Source organism: Phycicoccus sp. 3266 (assembly GCF_031456495.1).
Classification (GTDB): Bacteria; Actinomycetota; Actinomycetes; order Actinomycetales; family Dermatophilaceae; genus Pedococcus.
Map to the genome: position 1 here is coordinate 26,651 of NZ_JAVDUW010000002.1, position 13,639 is coordinate 40,289.

Below are 13,639 nucleotides of genomic sequence, written 5' to 3' on the forward strand. Positions count from 1 at the left end.
ACGGTTGCCGCGCCGGGCGGCTACCCTCGCGTCGTGACCGAGAAGACGGCACCGCTCGCCGCGCCCTCGCAGGCCCAGCCGGGCCGTGCGTCCGGTGCCCTCGCCGGCTGGCGGCGCACGTCGCGCCGCGTGTGGCCCTGGGTGGCCGTCGCCGTGGGTGCGGTGCTGTGGTGGCCGGCCGGTTTCTGGGGCCTGGAGTCGTGGCCGCGGCTGCCGCTGCGGCCGCTGGACGGCGACCTGCTGCTCCTGGGCGCGACGGCTGCGGCGGCGTCGGTGTCGCTGGTGGTGCGCTCGCCCTGGCCGCGGTTCGTCATCGTCATCGGCTGGAGCGCACTGGGCTGGCTGGTCAGTGCGCCCTCGCACGACACCTACCCCGACGAGCGCCAGTCGCTGGCCCTGATCCTGGCCGGGAGCGCCTTCGTCGGGATCGTGCTCGGAGCCCGGGGGCACAAGGGGCCGCTCGGTGCGGCCGGTGTCCTCGCCTTCGTGGCGGGGTTCTCCCCGGCGACCTGGCCGCACGGTGCCCCCCTGGCCGTCGCGCTCGCGCTGCCGTTCGCGGTGGCGAGCTGGCACCGGGTCGCGCCGACCGTGCTGAGCGTGCTGCGGGTGCTGGTCACCTGGCTGGTGGCGGGACTGCTCGCGGCCGCGTGCCGGTACGGCTGGGACGTGCTGCACCCGCAGATGAACATCGGGTCGCGCCGCGGCGAGGCGCGCGTCGTGGCGAACGCCTGCTGGGACTTCGTGCGCACCCAGTGGTGGACCTCGAGCGAGGCGATGCTGCGCGCGCAGGCCAGCTGGTTCTGGGTGGCCGCGGCGCTGGCCGTCGCCATCGCCGCGGCCCGCGCGATCACCAGCGGTGGGCGACGTCGATCACGAGCCGCGCCGAGGTCGCGTCCTGGATCGTGAAGACCCGGAACGGCAGTCGTGCCCTCACCCCGAGGCCGAGCGAGGTCTGGCCCTCGAACGTGCCGGCCCACGCCACCTGACGGAAGGTCCGGTAACCCGCGACGTTCACGACGTTCGCCTGGTAGCGCGGGACGTAGCTCGGCCTTCCGGCGGACGTGTAGGCCGGGGCGCGCACGACGACGAGCAGCTTGGCGCCGCCACGCAGCGGCACCACGGTGCCCTTGCCCTCGCTGTAGACGTTCGTGACGTACTTGACGGTGTACCCGGGCGCCTTCCCCTTGAGGTCCACCACCAGCCGGTCGTAACAGGCGTGCTGCCCGGAACGGATGTTGGTGACCGGGCCCCGCACCATGGTGGAGACGCTCTTGGGCAGTGACCCCCACCGGATGCCGCAGTAGGGAGCCGCCTCGGCGGGTGCGGTTGCGGCCGCGAGCGGGAGCACTCCAGCGGCGACAGCGACGACGAGCGACCTGATTGCCAGTCGCGAACGGGTGGTGCGGTGCGTGTTCATGGCGGTCTCCTCTCGACCATGCGGACCCCCCAAGGACGTCCGAGACCCACCATTGGTTGACCGCAGCAGCCGGGAACAGGGTCCATCGTCCCAAGTTCGTCCGCGGCGGTCAGCGCGCTCACCAGCCGCCGGTCCGGCCGCATAGTGCCCGGCAGCACGGTGCCGTGCCCCCTGCTGCGGGGACACGGCACCGTGGTCGGGGGGCCTTGCGGCTAGTGGCTCGTCGCCTTCTCGGCGCCGTGGCCGGTCAGGGAGCGGACCTCCATCTCGGCGAACTTCGCCTCGTTGTGCTCCGTGCTGGTCACCGTGCCGATCCAGCCGAGCAGGAACCCGACCGGGATCGAGACGATGCCGGGGTTGTCGAGCGCGAACCAGTGGAAGTCGGTGCCCTGCAACATCGACAGCGACTTGCCGGTCACCGGGTCGGCCGGCTTGCCCGAGACCACGGGGCTGAAGACGATCAGCGTCAGCGCGGTGATGAGCCCGCCGTAGATCGACCACAGTGCCCCGCGGGTGTTGAACCGGCGCCAGAACAGCGAGTACAGGATCGTCGGCAGGTTCGCACTCGCCGCGATGGCGAAGGCGAGGGCGACGAGGAACGCGACGTTCTGGCCGTTGGCGAGGATGCCGCCGAGGATCGCGAGGATGCCGATGACGACCGCGGTGATGCGGGCGACCCTGACCTCGTCGGCCTGGGTGGCGGTGCCCTCCTTGATGACCGAGTTGTAGATGTCGTGGCTGAGGCTGGCGCTCGCCGTGATGGTGAGGCCGGCGACGACAGCGAGGATCGTGGCGAAGGCGACCGCCGAGATGACGCCCAGCAGCAGCTCGCCGCCGAGCTCGTAGGCGAGCAGCGGTGCGGCGGAGTTCGCCTTGCCGGGGGCCGCCGCGATCTCCTTGGGGCCGACGAGGGCAGCCGCGCCGTAGCCCAGCACGAGGGTGAACAGGTAGAAGATGCCGATCAGCCAGATCGCCCAGACGACCGAGCGACGCGCCTCCTTGGACGACGGCACCGTGTAGAACCGCATCAGCACGTGCGGCAGGCCCGCCGTGCCGAGGACCAGGGCCAGCGACAGGCTGATGAAGTCGATCTTCGTCGTCCCGGTCTTGCCGTACTGCAGGCCCGGGTCGAGCACCTTCTTGCCGCCGGACGCCTCGACCGCGTCGCCGAACAGCGAGCTGAGGTTGACGCCGAACTTGCCCAGCACCCACAGGAACATCACGCCGGCGCCGATGATGAGCAGCACGGCCTTGATGATCTGCACCCAGGTCGTGCCCTTCATGCCGCCGATGAGGACGTAGGCGATCATCAGCACGCCGACGACGGCGATGACGAGCGACTGGCCGGCCTTGTCCTCGATGCCGAGCAGCAGGGCCACGAGGCCGCCCGCACCGGCCATCTGGGCGAGCAGGTAGAAGAAGCAGACGGCCAGGGTCGAGATCGCCGCGGCCATCCGGACCGGCCGCTGCCGCAGCCGGAACGACAGGACGTCGGCCATCGTGTACTTGCCCGCGTTGCGCAGCAGCTCGGCGACGAGCAGCAGCGCCACCAGCCAGGCCACGAGGAACCCGATCGAGTAGAGGAAGCCGTCGTAGCCGTTGAGGGCGATGGCGCCGGCGATGCCGAGGAAGCTCGCCGCCGACAGGTAGTCGCCCGCGATGGCGATCCCGTTCTGCTGCCCGGTGAACGCGCGTCCGCCGGCGTAGAAGTCCGCGGCGGAGCGGTTGTTCCGCGAGGCGCGGATGACGATCCCCAGCGTGATGACGACGAAGACGCCGAAGATCGTGATGTTGAGCGTGGGGCTGCCCACGTCAGTCGCGGCCGGCACGAGCGACGGCGGCACGAGCGAGGGCGTGGCGGTGACGCCGGTGGCGGCCGTGGTGGCGAGCGCGCTCACAGGTCCACCCCCTGCTCCTCGAGCCGGTCGTGCAGCTCGGCGGCCCGGGGGTCGAACTCGCGGTCGGCCCAGCGGGCGTAGAGCATCGTGATGACGAAGGTCGACACGAACTGCCCGAGCCCGAAGATGAGCCCGACGTTGATGTTGCCGACGACCTTGGTCGACATGAAGTCGTGCGCGTACGTCGACAGCAGGACGTACAGGAAGTACCACGCCAGGAACAGCGCGGTCATGGGGAAGACGAACCTGCGGAACCGGTTCCGCAGCTCAGCGAACTCCTCGGACCGTTGCAGGTCGAGGTAGCGGTCGCTGTCCGTGCGAGCGTCGTTGCTCACGGCAGGCACCTCCAGTGGTTGCGCGGGCCACTCCCGCGTTGCGCGTCACTGTGGCGCCGGTCACGCCCTCCCGGGAGGTGCGTCCCGGTGCCTCTCGCCGTGCGGGGGCCGTGGTCGCCGGATGGTGCGCGGGCCTGCGCCGAGCGGTCGTCCCGGCGCGATGAACGGTGCTGCACGGCGGGCGTCACCCGCGGTCGAGGGCCAGGTCCTCCGGGGTGTGCAGCCGCACCATGGTCCGGGCGGTGTGGCGGGGGATGCGCCCCGGCGTCGCCAGCGACACCAGGACGCTGGTCGCGAAGGCCAGCGGGATGGTCCAGGCCGCCGGCTGCCCGAGCAGCGCCCCCGGCCAGCCGTCGATCGGCCCGGCCAGCACGGTGATGCCGACGGCTGCCGCCGCCAGCGCGCCACCGACGACGAGCCCCGCAGCCGCCCCCACGGTCGACAGGCCGCGCCACCACGACCCGAGCACCAGCAGCGGGCAGAACGTCGAGGCCGCGACGGCGAACGCCAGGCTCACCATCGTCGCCAGGCCCACGGGCTCGACGACGCGCGACGCGGCATACGGCACCACCACGGCGAGCACCGCCGCGAGCCGGAACCCCTGCACCGTCGTGGCGTCGTGCGACGTCACCCGCGCGAGCCGCGTGCGCAGGACGTCCTGGTCGAGCACCCCGGCGACCGAGATGGTCAGGCCGCTGGCCGTCGAGAGGAACGCGGCGAACGCGCCACCCGCCAGCACCGCCGACAGGACCTCGCCGCCCGTGCCCCCGAGCACGCTCCCCGGCAGGCTGAGCATGACGGTGTCCGGCGCGGTGCCCCTGGGCAGCGCGGGAAGGTAGACGCGGCCGAACAGCCCGTACAGCGGCGGGAAGAGGTAGAAGACGCCGAGCAGCGCGACGACGGTCAGCGTGGTCCGGCGGGCGGCCCGGCCGTCGGGGTTGGTGTAGAAGCGGACCAGCACGTGCGGAAGGCCCATGGTGCCGAGGGCGAGGGCCAGCAGCAGGCTGTACGTCGCGTAGACGGGGTGGCCCTGCCCGGCGAGACCGTGCAGCGGCTGGGCCCACCCGGGGTCGGACCGCAGGACGTCCGGGGCCGGCGTGCCGTCGCCGACCCAGACGGCCAGCAGCACGAAGGCCGGCACGGCGATGGCGGTGAGCTTGATCCAGTACTGCACGGCCTGCACGAGGGTGATCGAGCGCATGCCACCGGCGGCGACGTTGGCGACGACGACGACCGCGACGACCAGGCCGCCGAGCCAGGACGGCGCCCCGGTCACGGCCCGCAGTGCCAGCCCTGCACCCTGCAGCTGCGGCAGCAGGTAGAGCCAGCCGATGCCGACCACGAGCAGCGAGCACAGGCGCCGGATCGCGGTGGACTCGAGCCGGGCCTCGGCGAAGTCGGCGAGGGTGTACGCCCCGGAGCGCCGCAGCGGGGCGGCGACGAGGACGAGGAGCACGACGTAGCCGACGGTGTACCCGACCGGGAACCACAGCATGTCGAGGCCTCCGGTGTAGACCAGGCCTGCGATGCCGAGAAAGCTTGCGGCAGAGAGGTACTCGCCACCGATCGCGCTCGCGTTGCGGTAGGGCGTGACGGTGCGGCCGGCGACGTAGAAGTCGCTCGTGGTGCGCGACAGCCGCAGGCCGAACGCGCCGACCGCGAGCGTCACTGCGCAGACCAGGACGATCGCGACGACGCCGTATGCCGTGTTCACGCCGGGTCCCCGCCCGCGCCGCGCGCCGTGGTCCCGTGCGTCATCGCCGTCCGACCTCGCGGCTGAACTGCGCCTCCACCCGTTCCGAGGCGCGCACGTAGTACCGGGCGACGACGAGGGCGACCGGGTAGACGACGAGCGCCAGGACCAGCCAGGCCAGGGGGATCCCGCCGAAGGTCAGCGCCCGGGTCGCCGGCACCAGCAGGAACAGCAGTGGCAGGCCCCCGAGCCCGACCGCGCCGAACGCCAGCACCTGCAGGGCCAGCCGCAGCTGCGCCGCCATCAGGCCGGACATGTAGACCTCGCCGAGCGTGCTCTGCTCGTCCAGGTCCCGGGTCAGCGGTCGCGGCGTGCTGCGCGTGGGCGCGTCGCGGCGGCTCGAGGTGACACGCACCCGCGGCGGCGGGTCCTCCCGTTCGCTCACCGCTAGGTCCCCGGTGCCGGCCTCGGAGCCCGCAGCAGCCGGTCGCGCAGCTCACGCGTGTGCCGTCGGCTGACCTGCAGCTCGACGTCGTCGAGGACCACGCTGCAGCGGCCGTGCTCCATGCGGACCTCTCGGACGTGGGGCAGCGACACGAGCGTGCTGCGGTGGATGCGGACGAAACCCGCTGTGGCCCAACGCTCCTCGAGCGTCGACAACGGGATCCGCACCAGGTGCGATCCGGTGTCGGTGTGCAGCCGCGCATAGTCGCCCTGCGCCTGCGCGTACCGGATCTGGCTGCGGGCCACGAACCGCGTCACGCCGGCCAGCTCGACGGGGATCGTCTCGTCGTCGGGCTCGGTGCGGGGCAGGGGAGGGCCGGGCTCACGCGCGGCGACCACGCGGCGTACGGCCTCCGCGAGCCGGTCGGCGCGCACCGGCTTCATCACGTAGTCGGTGGCCTCCACCGCGAACGCGTCGACGGCGTGCTTGTCGTGGGCGGTGACGAAGACGACCTGCGGTCGCTGGCTGAACCGGGCGATGACCCGGGCGAGCTCCATGCCGTCGAGCCCGGGCATCGAGATGTCGGAGAAGACGACGTCGACGTCGCCGGCGTCCAGGGCCCGGAGGGCGTCGGCCCCGCTGGAGGCGGTGCGCACCTCGCGGACACGGGTGTCCTGGCGCAGCAGCCAGCTGAGCTCCTCGAGGGCGGGCGCCTCGTCGTCGACGACGAGGGCGCGGAGGGCCGGACCCGCGGCGCCGCCGTCGGCGTCCTGCGGGCGGACGTTCTCCGGGTCTGCGGAGGGGGCGCCGGCCACGGGCGAAGCCTACGTGGTGGCGTGGACGCCGGGCGCGTACTTGGGCACCCGGAACGTCACCTTGGTGCCGGCGCCCGGCGCGGTCTCGACGACGAGCCCGAAGTCGTCGCCGTAGACCTGCCGCAGGCGGGCGTCGACGTTGCCCAGGCCGATGCTGTCGGCGTCGGCGTGGCCGTCGAGCGCCGCCCGCACGACGACCGGGTCGGACCCGACGCCGTCGTCCTCGACCGTGATCGTGGCCGCGGCGCCGTCGTCCGTGGCCACGATCCGCACCTGGCCCCCGCCCTCCTTGCCGGCGAGGCCGTGGCGGACGGCGTTCTCGACCAGCGGCTGGATCGCGAGGTACGGCACCGTGACCGGCAGCACCTCGGGGGCCACGAGCAGGGAGATCCGCAGCCGGTCGCCGAAGCGGGCCTGCTCGAGGGTGAGGTACCGCTCGACGTTGCGCAGCTCCTCGGCGAGGGTCGTGAACGCACCGCCGCGCCGCAGGGCGTACCGGGTGAAGTCGGCGAACTCCAGCAGCAGCTCCCGGGCCCGGGCGGGGTCGGTCCGGACGAACGTCGCGATCGCCGCGAGGGCGTTGTAGATGAAGTGCGGGCTGATCTGGGCCCTCAGGGCGCGCAGCTCGGCCTCCATGGCGCGGCTGCGCTGGTGGCCGAGCTCCGCGAGCTCGGCCTGGGTCGCCATCCAGCCCGCCACCTCCTCGGTCGCGCGGGCGAGGCCTGCCGAGGCCTGCGGTCCGTATGCCGTGATGGCGGCCACCACGCGGTCGCCGGTCACCACCGGTGCCACCACGGCGGTGCGCAGCGGGCAGTCGGGGTCGTGGCACTGCACCCGGTCCGGGCCCAGGACGATGGTCCGGCCCGTGCGCAGCACCTCGGCGGCGTGCTCCGGGGCCTTGGGGGCGTGCTGGTCGGGGAGCCCGTCGGCTGCGATGAGTCCCGTGCCGTCGCAGACGGCGACGGCGGACGAGCCCAGCAGGCTGCGCAGGTGTCGGGCCGCCTTGGCCGTGCCCTCGGGGGTGAGCCCGTCCTGCAGGTGCCTGGCGGCGAGGGACGCGGTGTGCAGGGTGCGGTACGTCGCCTGGTCGACGTCCGAGACGAAGCCGCGCCGGGCGCTGCGGCCCTGGTGGACCAGCCGTACCAGCGCGTAGAGGAGCACCATCGCGCCCGCGACGACGATGGCGGTGGGGACGGAGAAGCTGCCCGACACAGGGGCACTGTAGGGCGCGGGGCGTCCGGGTGGTGGCTGCCTGCGCCGGGCGGTGGCCGCCTCTCTAGGCTGCTGGCCGTGGTCGACGTCGCCTCCTCCCTCACCGCCCTGGGCGAGCTGCCCGGCATACCCGAGAAGGTCGCGGCCGCGCGGCAGGCGTGCGAGCAGCTGCGCTGGCACGAGGCGCTGCGCCGGCGCATCCCCGAGGCGTCGGCGGAGTCCCGGGTCCGCGGTGCCCAGGCGAGCGCCGCCCTCGAGGGCGCGACCGTGCCGCTCGACCTGGTCCGCGACGTCATGCGCGGGGCGGCGCAGTGGCCCCTCGAGCCGGACCCGGTCGAGCAGGTGGCCCGCGGTGCCGTCCAGGCGACCGCGGAGAGCGAGCACGTGCGGGCGCTGGTGTCGTCGGTGCCCCTTCAGGCCCTGGCGCGGCTGCACGTGGCTGCGGCCGCCGGGCTCGTGGCTCCCGACCAGCTCGGTCGTCCGCGCACCGGTGACGAGGGCAGTGCGGAGTTCACCGACCTGGGCCCGGCCCCGGACGCCGCCTCGCTGGCGGCACGCCTCGAGTCCCTCACCGCGGTCCTCACCGTCGACGCGGCTGTCCCGGCCCTGGTCGTCGCCGCCGTCGCCCATGCCGAGGTGGTCACGGCGCGCCCCTTCGTCCGCGGCAACGGTGTCGTCGCCCGGGCACTGGCCCGGGCGGTCGTCCAGGCCCGGGGACTCGACCCGACCGGGGTCGCGGTCGTGGAGGCCGGCCACGCGGCCCAGGGCGGCCCGGCGTACCTCGGCGCGCTCGCGGCCTACGCCACCGGTTCCGGTGCAGGAGTGGGCCTGTGGCTGGAGCACTGCGCGGACGCGCTCGTCGCGGCGGCGGGTGCGGGGGTCGAGGTCTGCGACGCCGTGCGGGCCGGCCGGCTGTCCTGAGTCGCCCGTCCGGGCCCGCAGGCTGCTGACCTGCAGCGACCTGCTCGGGACGAACCCGGGACCAAAGTCAAGGGTTACGTTGGCCCGCCGACAGGGGTAGACATGAGGTAAGTCGACGTACGCGAGTCCGACGACCACCGCGATCCTCCTCGGGCACCCACGCGCGGGCAGTCCACTGGTGGACCGATCGTGGGCGGGCTTGTCCCGCTGCGACAACAGAGTGCACGCCTGGTAACTCGAGCCGGGTCGCGGTCGATGGCACCTCGCACCAGCGGGGTGCCATCCCGTGTCCGGGCCTGTCCGGGCGCACCTGTGAGCACCGTCACAGGGGTCGGCCTCGTCCGCGCAGGGCTCGCGCAGGCTCGCGGTGGGGGCGCCCGGCGGGCCGGCGCCGAACCGGCCGGGGCCCGCGCCGGACTCGGGCCAGGCGCGCGCCACGCCGGTCGCGTGGCGAGTTGCGGTTGAAGGCTAAATGGTCCACGATTACTCCGTTCGCTCCCCCTCGGGGTCGAGCGGACCGGCGCACCTGCTCCTCCCCCCCGGAGCATGGCGCGTCGACGGCCCCGGTTGTCCCCCCGACCGGGGCCGTCCCCTTTCCCGGCGCAGAAACCGCCGCCGAGGTGTGCTGCAGCCGAGGTTTGCTGCGTGAGCGCCGGGCCGACCGTGACGTCCGCTGCGCTCGCGGACGCGGGGCACGCCGGTCCTGGCCGGCCTGCTGAGGGCGTGCCCCGGTCCTCGGTGGCTGTCGTCCACAGCCCGCGGCCACGGACCGCTTCGTCCACAGGCCCGTGGCCCCGCACTGCCCGCACCGGTTGTCCCACACGAGGCTGGCCGGCATGGACCACCACGTGATCGGTGTCGTCGGCGCCTCCGGAGGCCTGGGGGCGTCGACGCTGGCCGTCGCCCTCGCCGTCCGCGCGGGTCCGCTCGTCGGCGTGACCGCCTGTGTCGACGGCCGTCCCGACGTCGGTGGGGTGGACGTCACCGCCTGCGTCGAGCACCTGCCCGGGCTGCGCTGGGGAGACCTCGCCGACCTGCGCGGCCGCGTCGACGGTGCCGCGCTGCTGCGGGCGCTGCCGGGGGACGGGTCCCTGCGCGTGCTCGCCGCCCGCGGCACCCCTGCGGGCCGTGCCACGGTTCGGGCGGTCGTGGAAGGGCTGGCGGGCGTGTGCGGTCTCGTGGTCCTCGACACCGGAGCGGCCCCGGAGCTGGTGGACCTGTGCACCTCGGTCGTGGTCCTGGCCGGCGTCAGCGCCCGGCGCCTGGCGGACGCGGGGGCGCTGGTCCAGGCCGCTGCGCTGCCGGCCGACACCCACCTCGTCCTGCGCGGCGCACACCGCGAGCCGGTCGCGCCCGAGGACGTCGCCGTGCACCTGGACCTCCCCCTCGCGGCGGTGCTGCGGGACGACGCGCGGGTGCGTGCCGACGAGGACCGTGCACGGCTGCCGGGGTCGCGTGCGCGCGGCGCCGTCGAGACGGTGGCCGACCGGTTGCTGGCGCTCGTGGGGGTGGGCGCGGGACCGGGGCCGGCCGTGCCCCGGCCGGCGCCGCCGGAGGACAGGGCGGACCCATGGCCGTCGGTGCCGTCGGCTGCGGACCGGTTGGGGGAGCTCGATACGACGCCCGCGGACCGTGGAGGTGGGCGGTGACCCGGGCGGACGCCGACGGTCGTCGGACCCGCCCGGTCGCACCCGGCCAGGGTCGAGCCATCGCGGACCAGATCCGACGAGGCCAGTCCCCGGACGAGCGCCTCGTCCGGGAGGTCGCGGCGGTCGACACCGCCACACTCGGTGCCGCCGGTGTCCGTGCCGCGCGCGAACACCTGGCAGCCGAGGTGCTCGGGGCAGGCCCGCTCGAGCCCTTGCTGCTCGACCCCGACGTCACCGACGTGCTCGTCAACGGCGACGGCTCGGTCTGGGCCGACCGCGGGGCCGGCCTCGTCCGGGCCGAGGTGCAGCTCGAGGACCCCGCCGCGGCCCGTCGCCTGGCCGTCCGGCTGGCCGGGCTCGCCGGGCGGCGGCTCGACGAGAGCCAGCCCTGGGTGGACGGGCTGCTGCCGGGCAGCGTGCGCCTCCACGCGATCCTCCCGCCGCTGGTCGACGGCGGTGCCCACGTCAGCCTGCGGGTGCCGCGGGCCCGAGCCGACGGGCTGCGCGCCCTCCGGGAATCCGGCATGTTCGGGCCGGTGACGGAGGAGCTGCTGCGCCGTCTCGTGCTCGCCCGCTGCTCGTTCGTCGTGACGGGCGGGACGGGGTGCGGCAAGACGACCCTGCTCGCCGCCCTGCTGGCCGAGGTGCCGCACCCGGAGCGCCTGGTGCTCGTCGAGGACGTGCGCGAGCTCCAGGTGAGCCATCCCCACGTCGTACGCCTCCAGGGCCGGGGCGCCAACGTCGAGGGACGCGGGGCGGTCGGCCTCGTGGACCTCGTGCGACAGGCCCTGCGCATGCGCCCGGACCGGCTCGTGGTGGGGGAGGTGCGCGGCGCCGAGGTCCGCGAGATGCTCGCCGCGCTCAACACCGGCCACGAGGGCGGCTGCGGCACCGTGCACGCCAACGCGCCCGCCGACGTCCCGGCCCGGTTCGAGGCCCTGGGGGCGCTGGCAGGTATGCCGCCGGCTGCCGTCCACGCCCAGCTCGCGTCCGCGGTCCGCGTGGTCGTGCATGTGCAGCGACGCCCGGAGGGGCGCCGGGTGGCGTCGCTGTCCGTGCTGAGGTCGGCGCGTGACACCGGGCAGGTCCGCTGTGCCCTCGCGCTGGACGCGGTCACTGGTACCAGGGGCCCGGCGTGGCTCGAGCTGTGCGAGGCGGTCGCTGCCGCTCCGTCGGCCGGCGACCACGGCGGTGGCGACCGACGCAGCGACGGTGTCGCGGGCGCTGACCACGGTGCGCGCCCTGTCGGTGGGCCGCTGACGGGGGCGGGCGCATGACCGGTGTCGTCCTGTGCTCGCTGCTGGCGGGGGTGGCCGTGCTGGCATGGCCCCGTGCGGGACCGCCGTTGCCCCAGTGGTCGACGAGTGGCGACGAGGTCGCGGGCGGCGGGTTCTTGCGGGGGCGGCTCACGGGGTCCGGCTCGCGCAGGGCCCGCCGCAGCCGGGACGAGGCATTGGGGGAGCTGCTCGCGCTGGTGGCCGGTCCCCTGCGCTCCGGTGCACCGGCCCCGGTCGCGCTGGAGGCCGCGCGGTCGGCCCTCGGACCCGGCCCCTTGGACGGCCTCGTGGCCGAGCTCGTCTCGACCGGTCGGCGCGCCGAGCCGCTCGCGCCCGTGTGGTCACGGTGGGCGGACCGCCTCGGGAGCGACGAGCTGCGGTTCGTCGCGCGGGCCTGGGCGCTCACGGAGGACACCGGGGCCCCGCTCGCGAACGCCCTCGAGACCTCCCTGGACGTCGTGCGCGCCCGGCGTCGTGCGGCGGACCGGGTCGCCTCGGCAGCCGCGGGACCGCGGGCCTCGATGCTCGTGCTGCTGCTCCTGCCGCTGTCCGGGCCGCTCGTGGGCCTGGCCTGTGGGATCGGTCCCCGGACGCTCTACCTGTCGAGCCCGGCGGCCACCGGCAGCCTGCTCGCCGGACTGGTCCTGGCGGCGCTGGCGCGGTGGTGGAGCGCCCGGATCCTGGCGCGGGCCGCATGACCGGGCTGGCCGTGCTGCTCGCCGTGGCCGCGGTCCTGCTGTGGCCGTCGCGCGACCGGGCCGGCTCAGCTCCGGCTGCCGTGACCGCCCGACGACCGCGAGGGGCGGCACCTGCCCCCGCGACGACGCCGCGACCCGAGGACGTCGCTGATACGCTGGTGCTGGTGGTCCTGGCCCTGCGGTCGGGTGCTGACCTGGCCGGTGCGGTGAGCGGCGTGGCAGCCGTCTCGCAGGGTGCGGTGCGCCGTGACCTCGACGCGGTCGTGGCTGCGCTGCGCTGGGGTGTACCGGTCGCCGAGGCGTGGGGGTATGCCGGGCCCGTCTGGCGTCCGGCGGCGCTCGCGTTCCAGATGGCCGCCGGCACCGGCGCCTCTCCCACCGGCCTGCTGGTCGAGGCCGGCGCCCGGATCCGGGACGAGCAGGAGCAGGACCAGGCGCGCCGCGCGGCGCGGGCCGGGGTGCTGCTGGTGCTGCCGCTCGGCCTCGGCTTCCTGCCCGCGTTCGCCTTTACGGCCGTCGTCCCCGTCGTGCTGGCCCTGGCGACGAGCGTGCTGGGCTCGTCGGCACCGTGAGGCTTCGTCCACAGTCCGTCGCCTGCCCGCACGTTGTCCACGGGTCGCGACGGCCGACCTGCCCGGGTTCTCGGATCCTCGCTTCGCTGGTGACAGGGAAGGCGCGATGGCCTTCACCACACGGGAGGAGTTCTCATGAAGAGGTCATTGGCCCACAGGTTCGAGGGGCTGCGGCGCCGCGCGGAGGCCGGCATGACGACGGCCGAGTACGCGGTGGGCACGTTGGCCGCCTGCGCTTTTGCGGCCGTGCTGCTGGCGGTGGTCCGCTCCGGCGGGGTGAAGTCCGCCCTGGCGGGGATCATCACCACCGCCCTCCGGACGGTCGGGTGAGCCGGCGACGCGAGAATGGGATGGCGACCGTCGAGCTGGCGGTCGCCCTCCCCGCCGTCGTGCTGTGCCTCGTCCTCGGCCTGGGAGCGGTGCGGGCCGTCACGGACCAGGTCCGGTGCACCGACGCGGCCCGGGCGGCAGCGCGGGCCGCCGCCCGCGGCGACGCCCCCGGCAACGCGGTCGCCCTCGGACGCCGGCTGGCGCCACCCGGGGCCACCGTCACCGTCGAGGTGGCGGGGTCCACGGTCGAGTCCGCCGTCCGCGGCCGCCCACCTCGTGCGCTGCACTGGCTCGGTCCGGTCGGTGCGCCGTCCGCCCGCGCCGTGGCTGCACGCGAGGACCTCGGGTGAGTGTGGTCACCGGCCGCCACAGGGTCC

At 74.7% G+C, this 13,639-nt stretch carries 15 protein-coding genes; 8 read left to right on the forward strand and 7 right to left on the reverse strand.

Annotated elements, in window-relative coordinates:
- The first annotated feature begins 33 nt into the window (after window positions 1-33).
- Complete coding sequence (locus J2X64_RS09915) at window positions 34-906, forward strand: hypothetical protein (protein WP_310153288.1); 873 nt, start codon at window positions 34-36, stop codon at window positions 904-906.
- Here J2X64_RS09915 and J2X64_RS09920 read toward each other — a convergent pair.
- The 7 genes from J2X64_RS09920 to J2X64_RS09950 form a co-directional block, all read right to left on the reverse strand.
- The gene (locus tag J2X64_RS09920) at window positions 848-1,417 is read right to left on the reverse strand and encodes a hypothetical protein (RefSeq protein WP_310153291.1); all 570 of its coding nucleotides are present in this window, start codon (window positions 1,415-1,417) and stop codon (window positions 848-850) included. The genes J2X64_RS09915 and J2X64_RS09920 overlap by 59 nt on opposite strands.
- Window positions 1,418-1,629: 212 nt before the next feature.
- Complete coding sequence (locus J2X64_RS09925; protein WP_310155815.1) at window positions 1,630-3,261, reverse strand: cation acetate symporter; 1,632 nt, start codon at window positions 3,259-3,261, stop codon at window positions 1,630-1,632.
- A gap of 50 nt (window positions 3,262-3,311) precedes the next feature.
- On the reverse strand, window positions 3,312-3,650 hold the full coding sequence (locus J2X64_RS09930) for a DUF485 domain-containing protein (RefSeq protein WP_310153295.1): 339 nt from the start codon (window positions 3,648-3,650) through the stop codon (window positions 3,312-3,314).
- Between the two features lie 184 nt (window positions 3,651-3,834).
- Entirely contained in the window at window positions 3,835-5,364 is a 1,530-nt protein-coding gene (locus tag J2X64_RS09935; RefSeq protein ID WP_310153298.1) for a cation acetate symporter, read from the reverse strand.
- A 40-nt stretch (window positions 5,365-5,404) separates the two neighbouring features.
- The gene (locus J2X64_RS09940; protein ID WP_310153301.1) at window positions 5,405-5,788 is read right to left on the reverse strand and encodes a hypothetical protein; all 384 of its coding nucleotides are present in this window, start codon (window positions 5,786-5,788) and stop codon (window positions 5,405-5,407) included.
- A gap of 2 nt (window positions 5,789-5,790) precedes the next feature.
- On the reverse strand, window positions 5,791-6,603 hold the full coding sequence (locus tag J2X64_RS09945) for a LytTR family DNA-binding domain-containing protein (RefSeq protein ID WP_310153304.1): 813 nt from the start codon (window positions 6,601-6,603) through the stop codon (window positions 5,791-5,793).
- Between the two features lie 9 nt (window positions 6,604-6,612).
- Window positions 6,613-7,815 (reverse strand): histidine kinase, encoded by a 1,203-nt coding sequence (locus J2X64_RS09950; RefSeq protein WP_310153307.1) that lies wholly within the window; start codon window positions 7,813-7,815, stop codon window positions 6,613-6,615.
- Window positions 7,816-7,893: 78 nt separating this feature from the next.
- Between J2X64_RS09950 and J2X64_RS09955 the strand changes: the two genes are divergently transcribed.
- The 7 genes from J2X64_RS09955 (at window position 7,894) to J2X64_RS09985 (ending at window position 13,612) form a co-directional block, all read left to right on the forward strand.
- Window positions 7,894-8,736, forward strand: coding sequence for a Fic family protein (locus tag J2X64_RS09955; RefSeq protein WP_310153310.1), 843 nt, complete (start codon window positions 7,894-7,896; stop codon window positions 8,734-8,736).
- 836 nt (window positions 8,737-9,572) lie between these two features.
- Window positions 9,573-10,385 (forward strand): hypothetical protein, encoded by an 813-nt coding sequence (locus tag J2X64_RS09960; protein WP_310153313.1) that lies wholly within the window; start codon window positions 9,573-9,575, stop codon window positions 10,383-10,385.
- Window positions 10,382-11,662, forward strand: coding sequence for a TadA family conjugal transfer-associated ATPase (locus tag J2X64_RS09965; protein WP_310153317.1), 1,281 nt, complete (start codon window positions 10,382-10,384; stop codon window positions 11,660-11,662). The genes J2X64_RS09960 and J2X64_RS09965 overlap by 4 nt, the downstream gene beginning before the upstream one ends.
- Window positions 11,659-12,360, forward strand: coding sequence for a type II secretion system F family protein (locus J2X64_RS09970; protein WP_310153320.1), 702 nt, complete (start codon window positions 11,659-11,661; stop codon window positions 12,358-12,360). The genes J2X64_RS09965 and J2X64_RS09970 overlap by 4 nt, the downstream gene beginning before the upstream one ends.
- The gene (locus tag J2X64_RS09975) at window positions 12,357-12,932 is read left to right on the forward strand and encodes a type II secretion system F family protein (RefSeq protein ID WP_310153324.1); all 576 of its coding nucleotides are present in this window, start codon (window positions 12,357-12,359) and stop codon (window positions 12,930-12,932) included. Before J2X64_RS09970 ends, J2X64_RS09975 begins: the two co-directional genes overlap by 4 nt.
- A 135-nt stretch (window positions 12,933-13,067) precedes the next feature.
- Window positions 13,068-13,262, forward strand: coding sequence for a DUF4244 domain-containing protein (locus tag J2X64_RS09980; RefSeq protein ID WP_310153327.1), 195 nt, complete (start codon window positions 13,068-13,070; stop codon window positions 13,260-13,262).
- A gap of 20 nt (window positions 13,263-13,282) precedes the next feature.
- Window positions 13,283-13,612: a TadE family type IV pilus minor pilin gene (locus J2X64_RS09985; RefSeq protein WP_310153330.1), complete on the forward strand. Its 330-nt coding sequence runs from the start codon at window positions 13,283-13,285 to the stop codon at window positions 13,610-13,612.
- Window positions 13,613-13,639 lie beyond the last annotated feature (27 nt).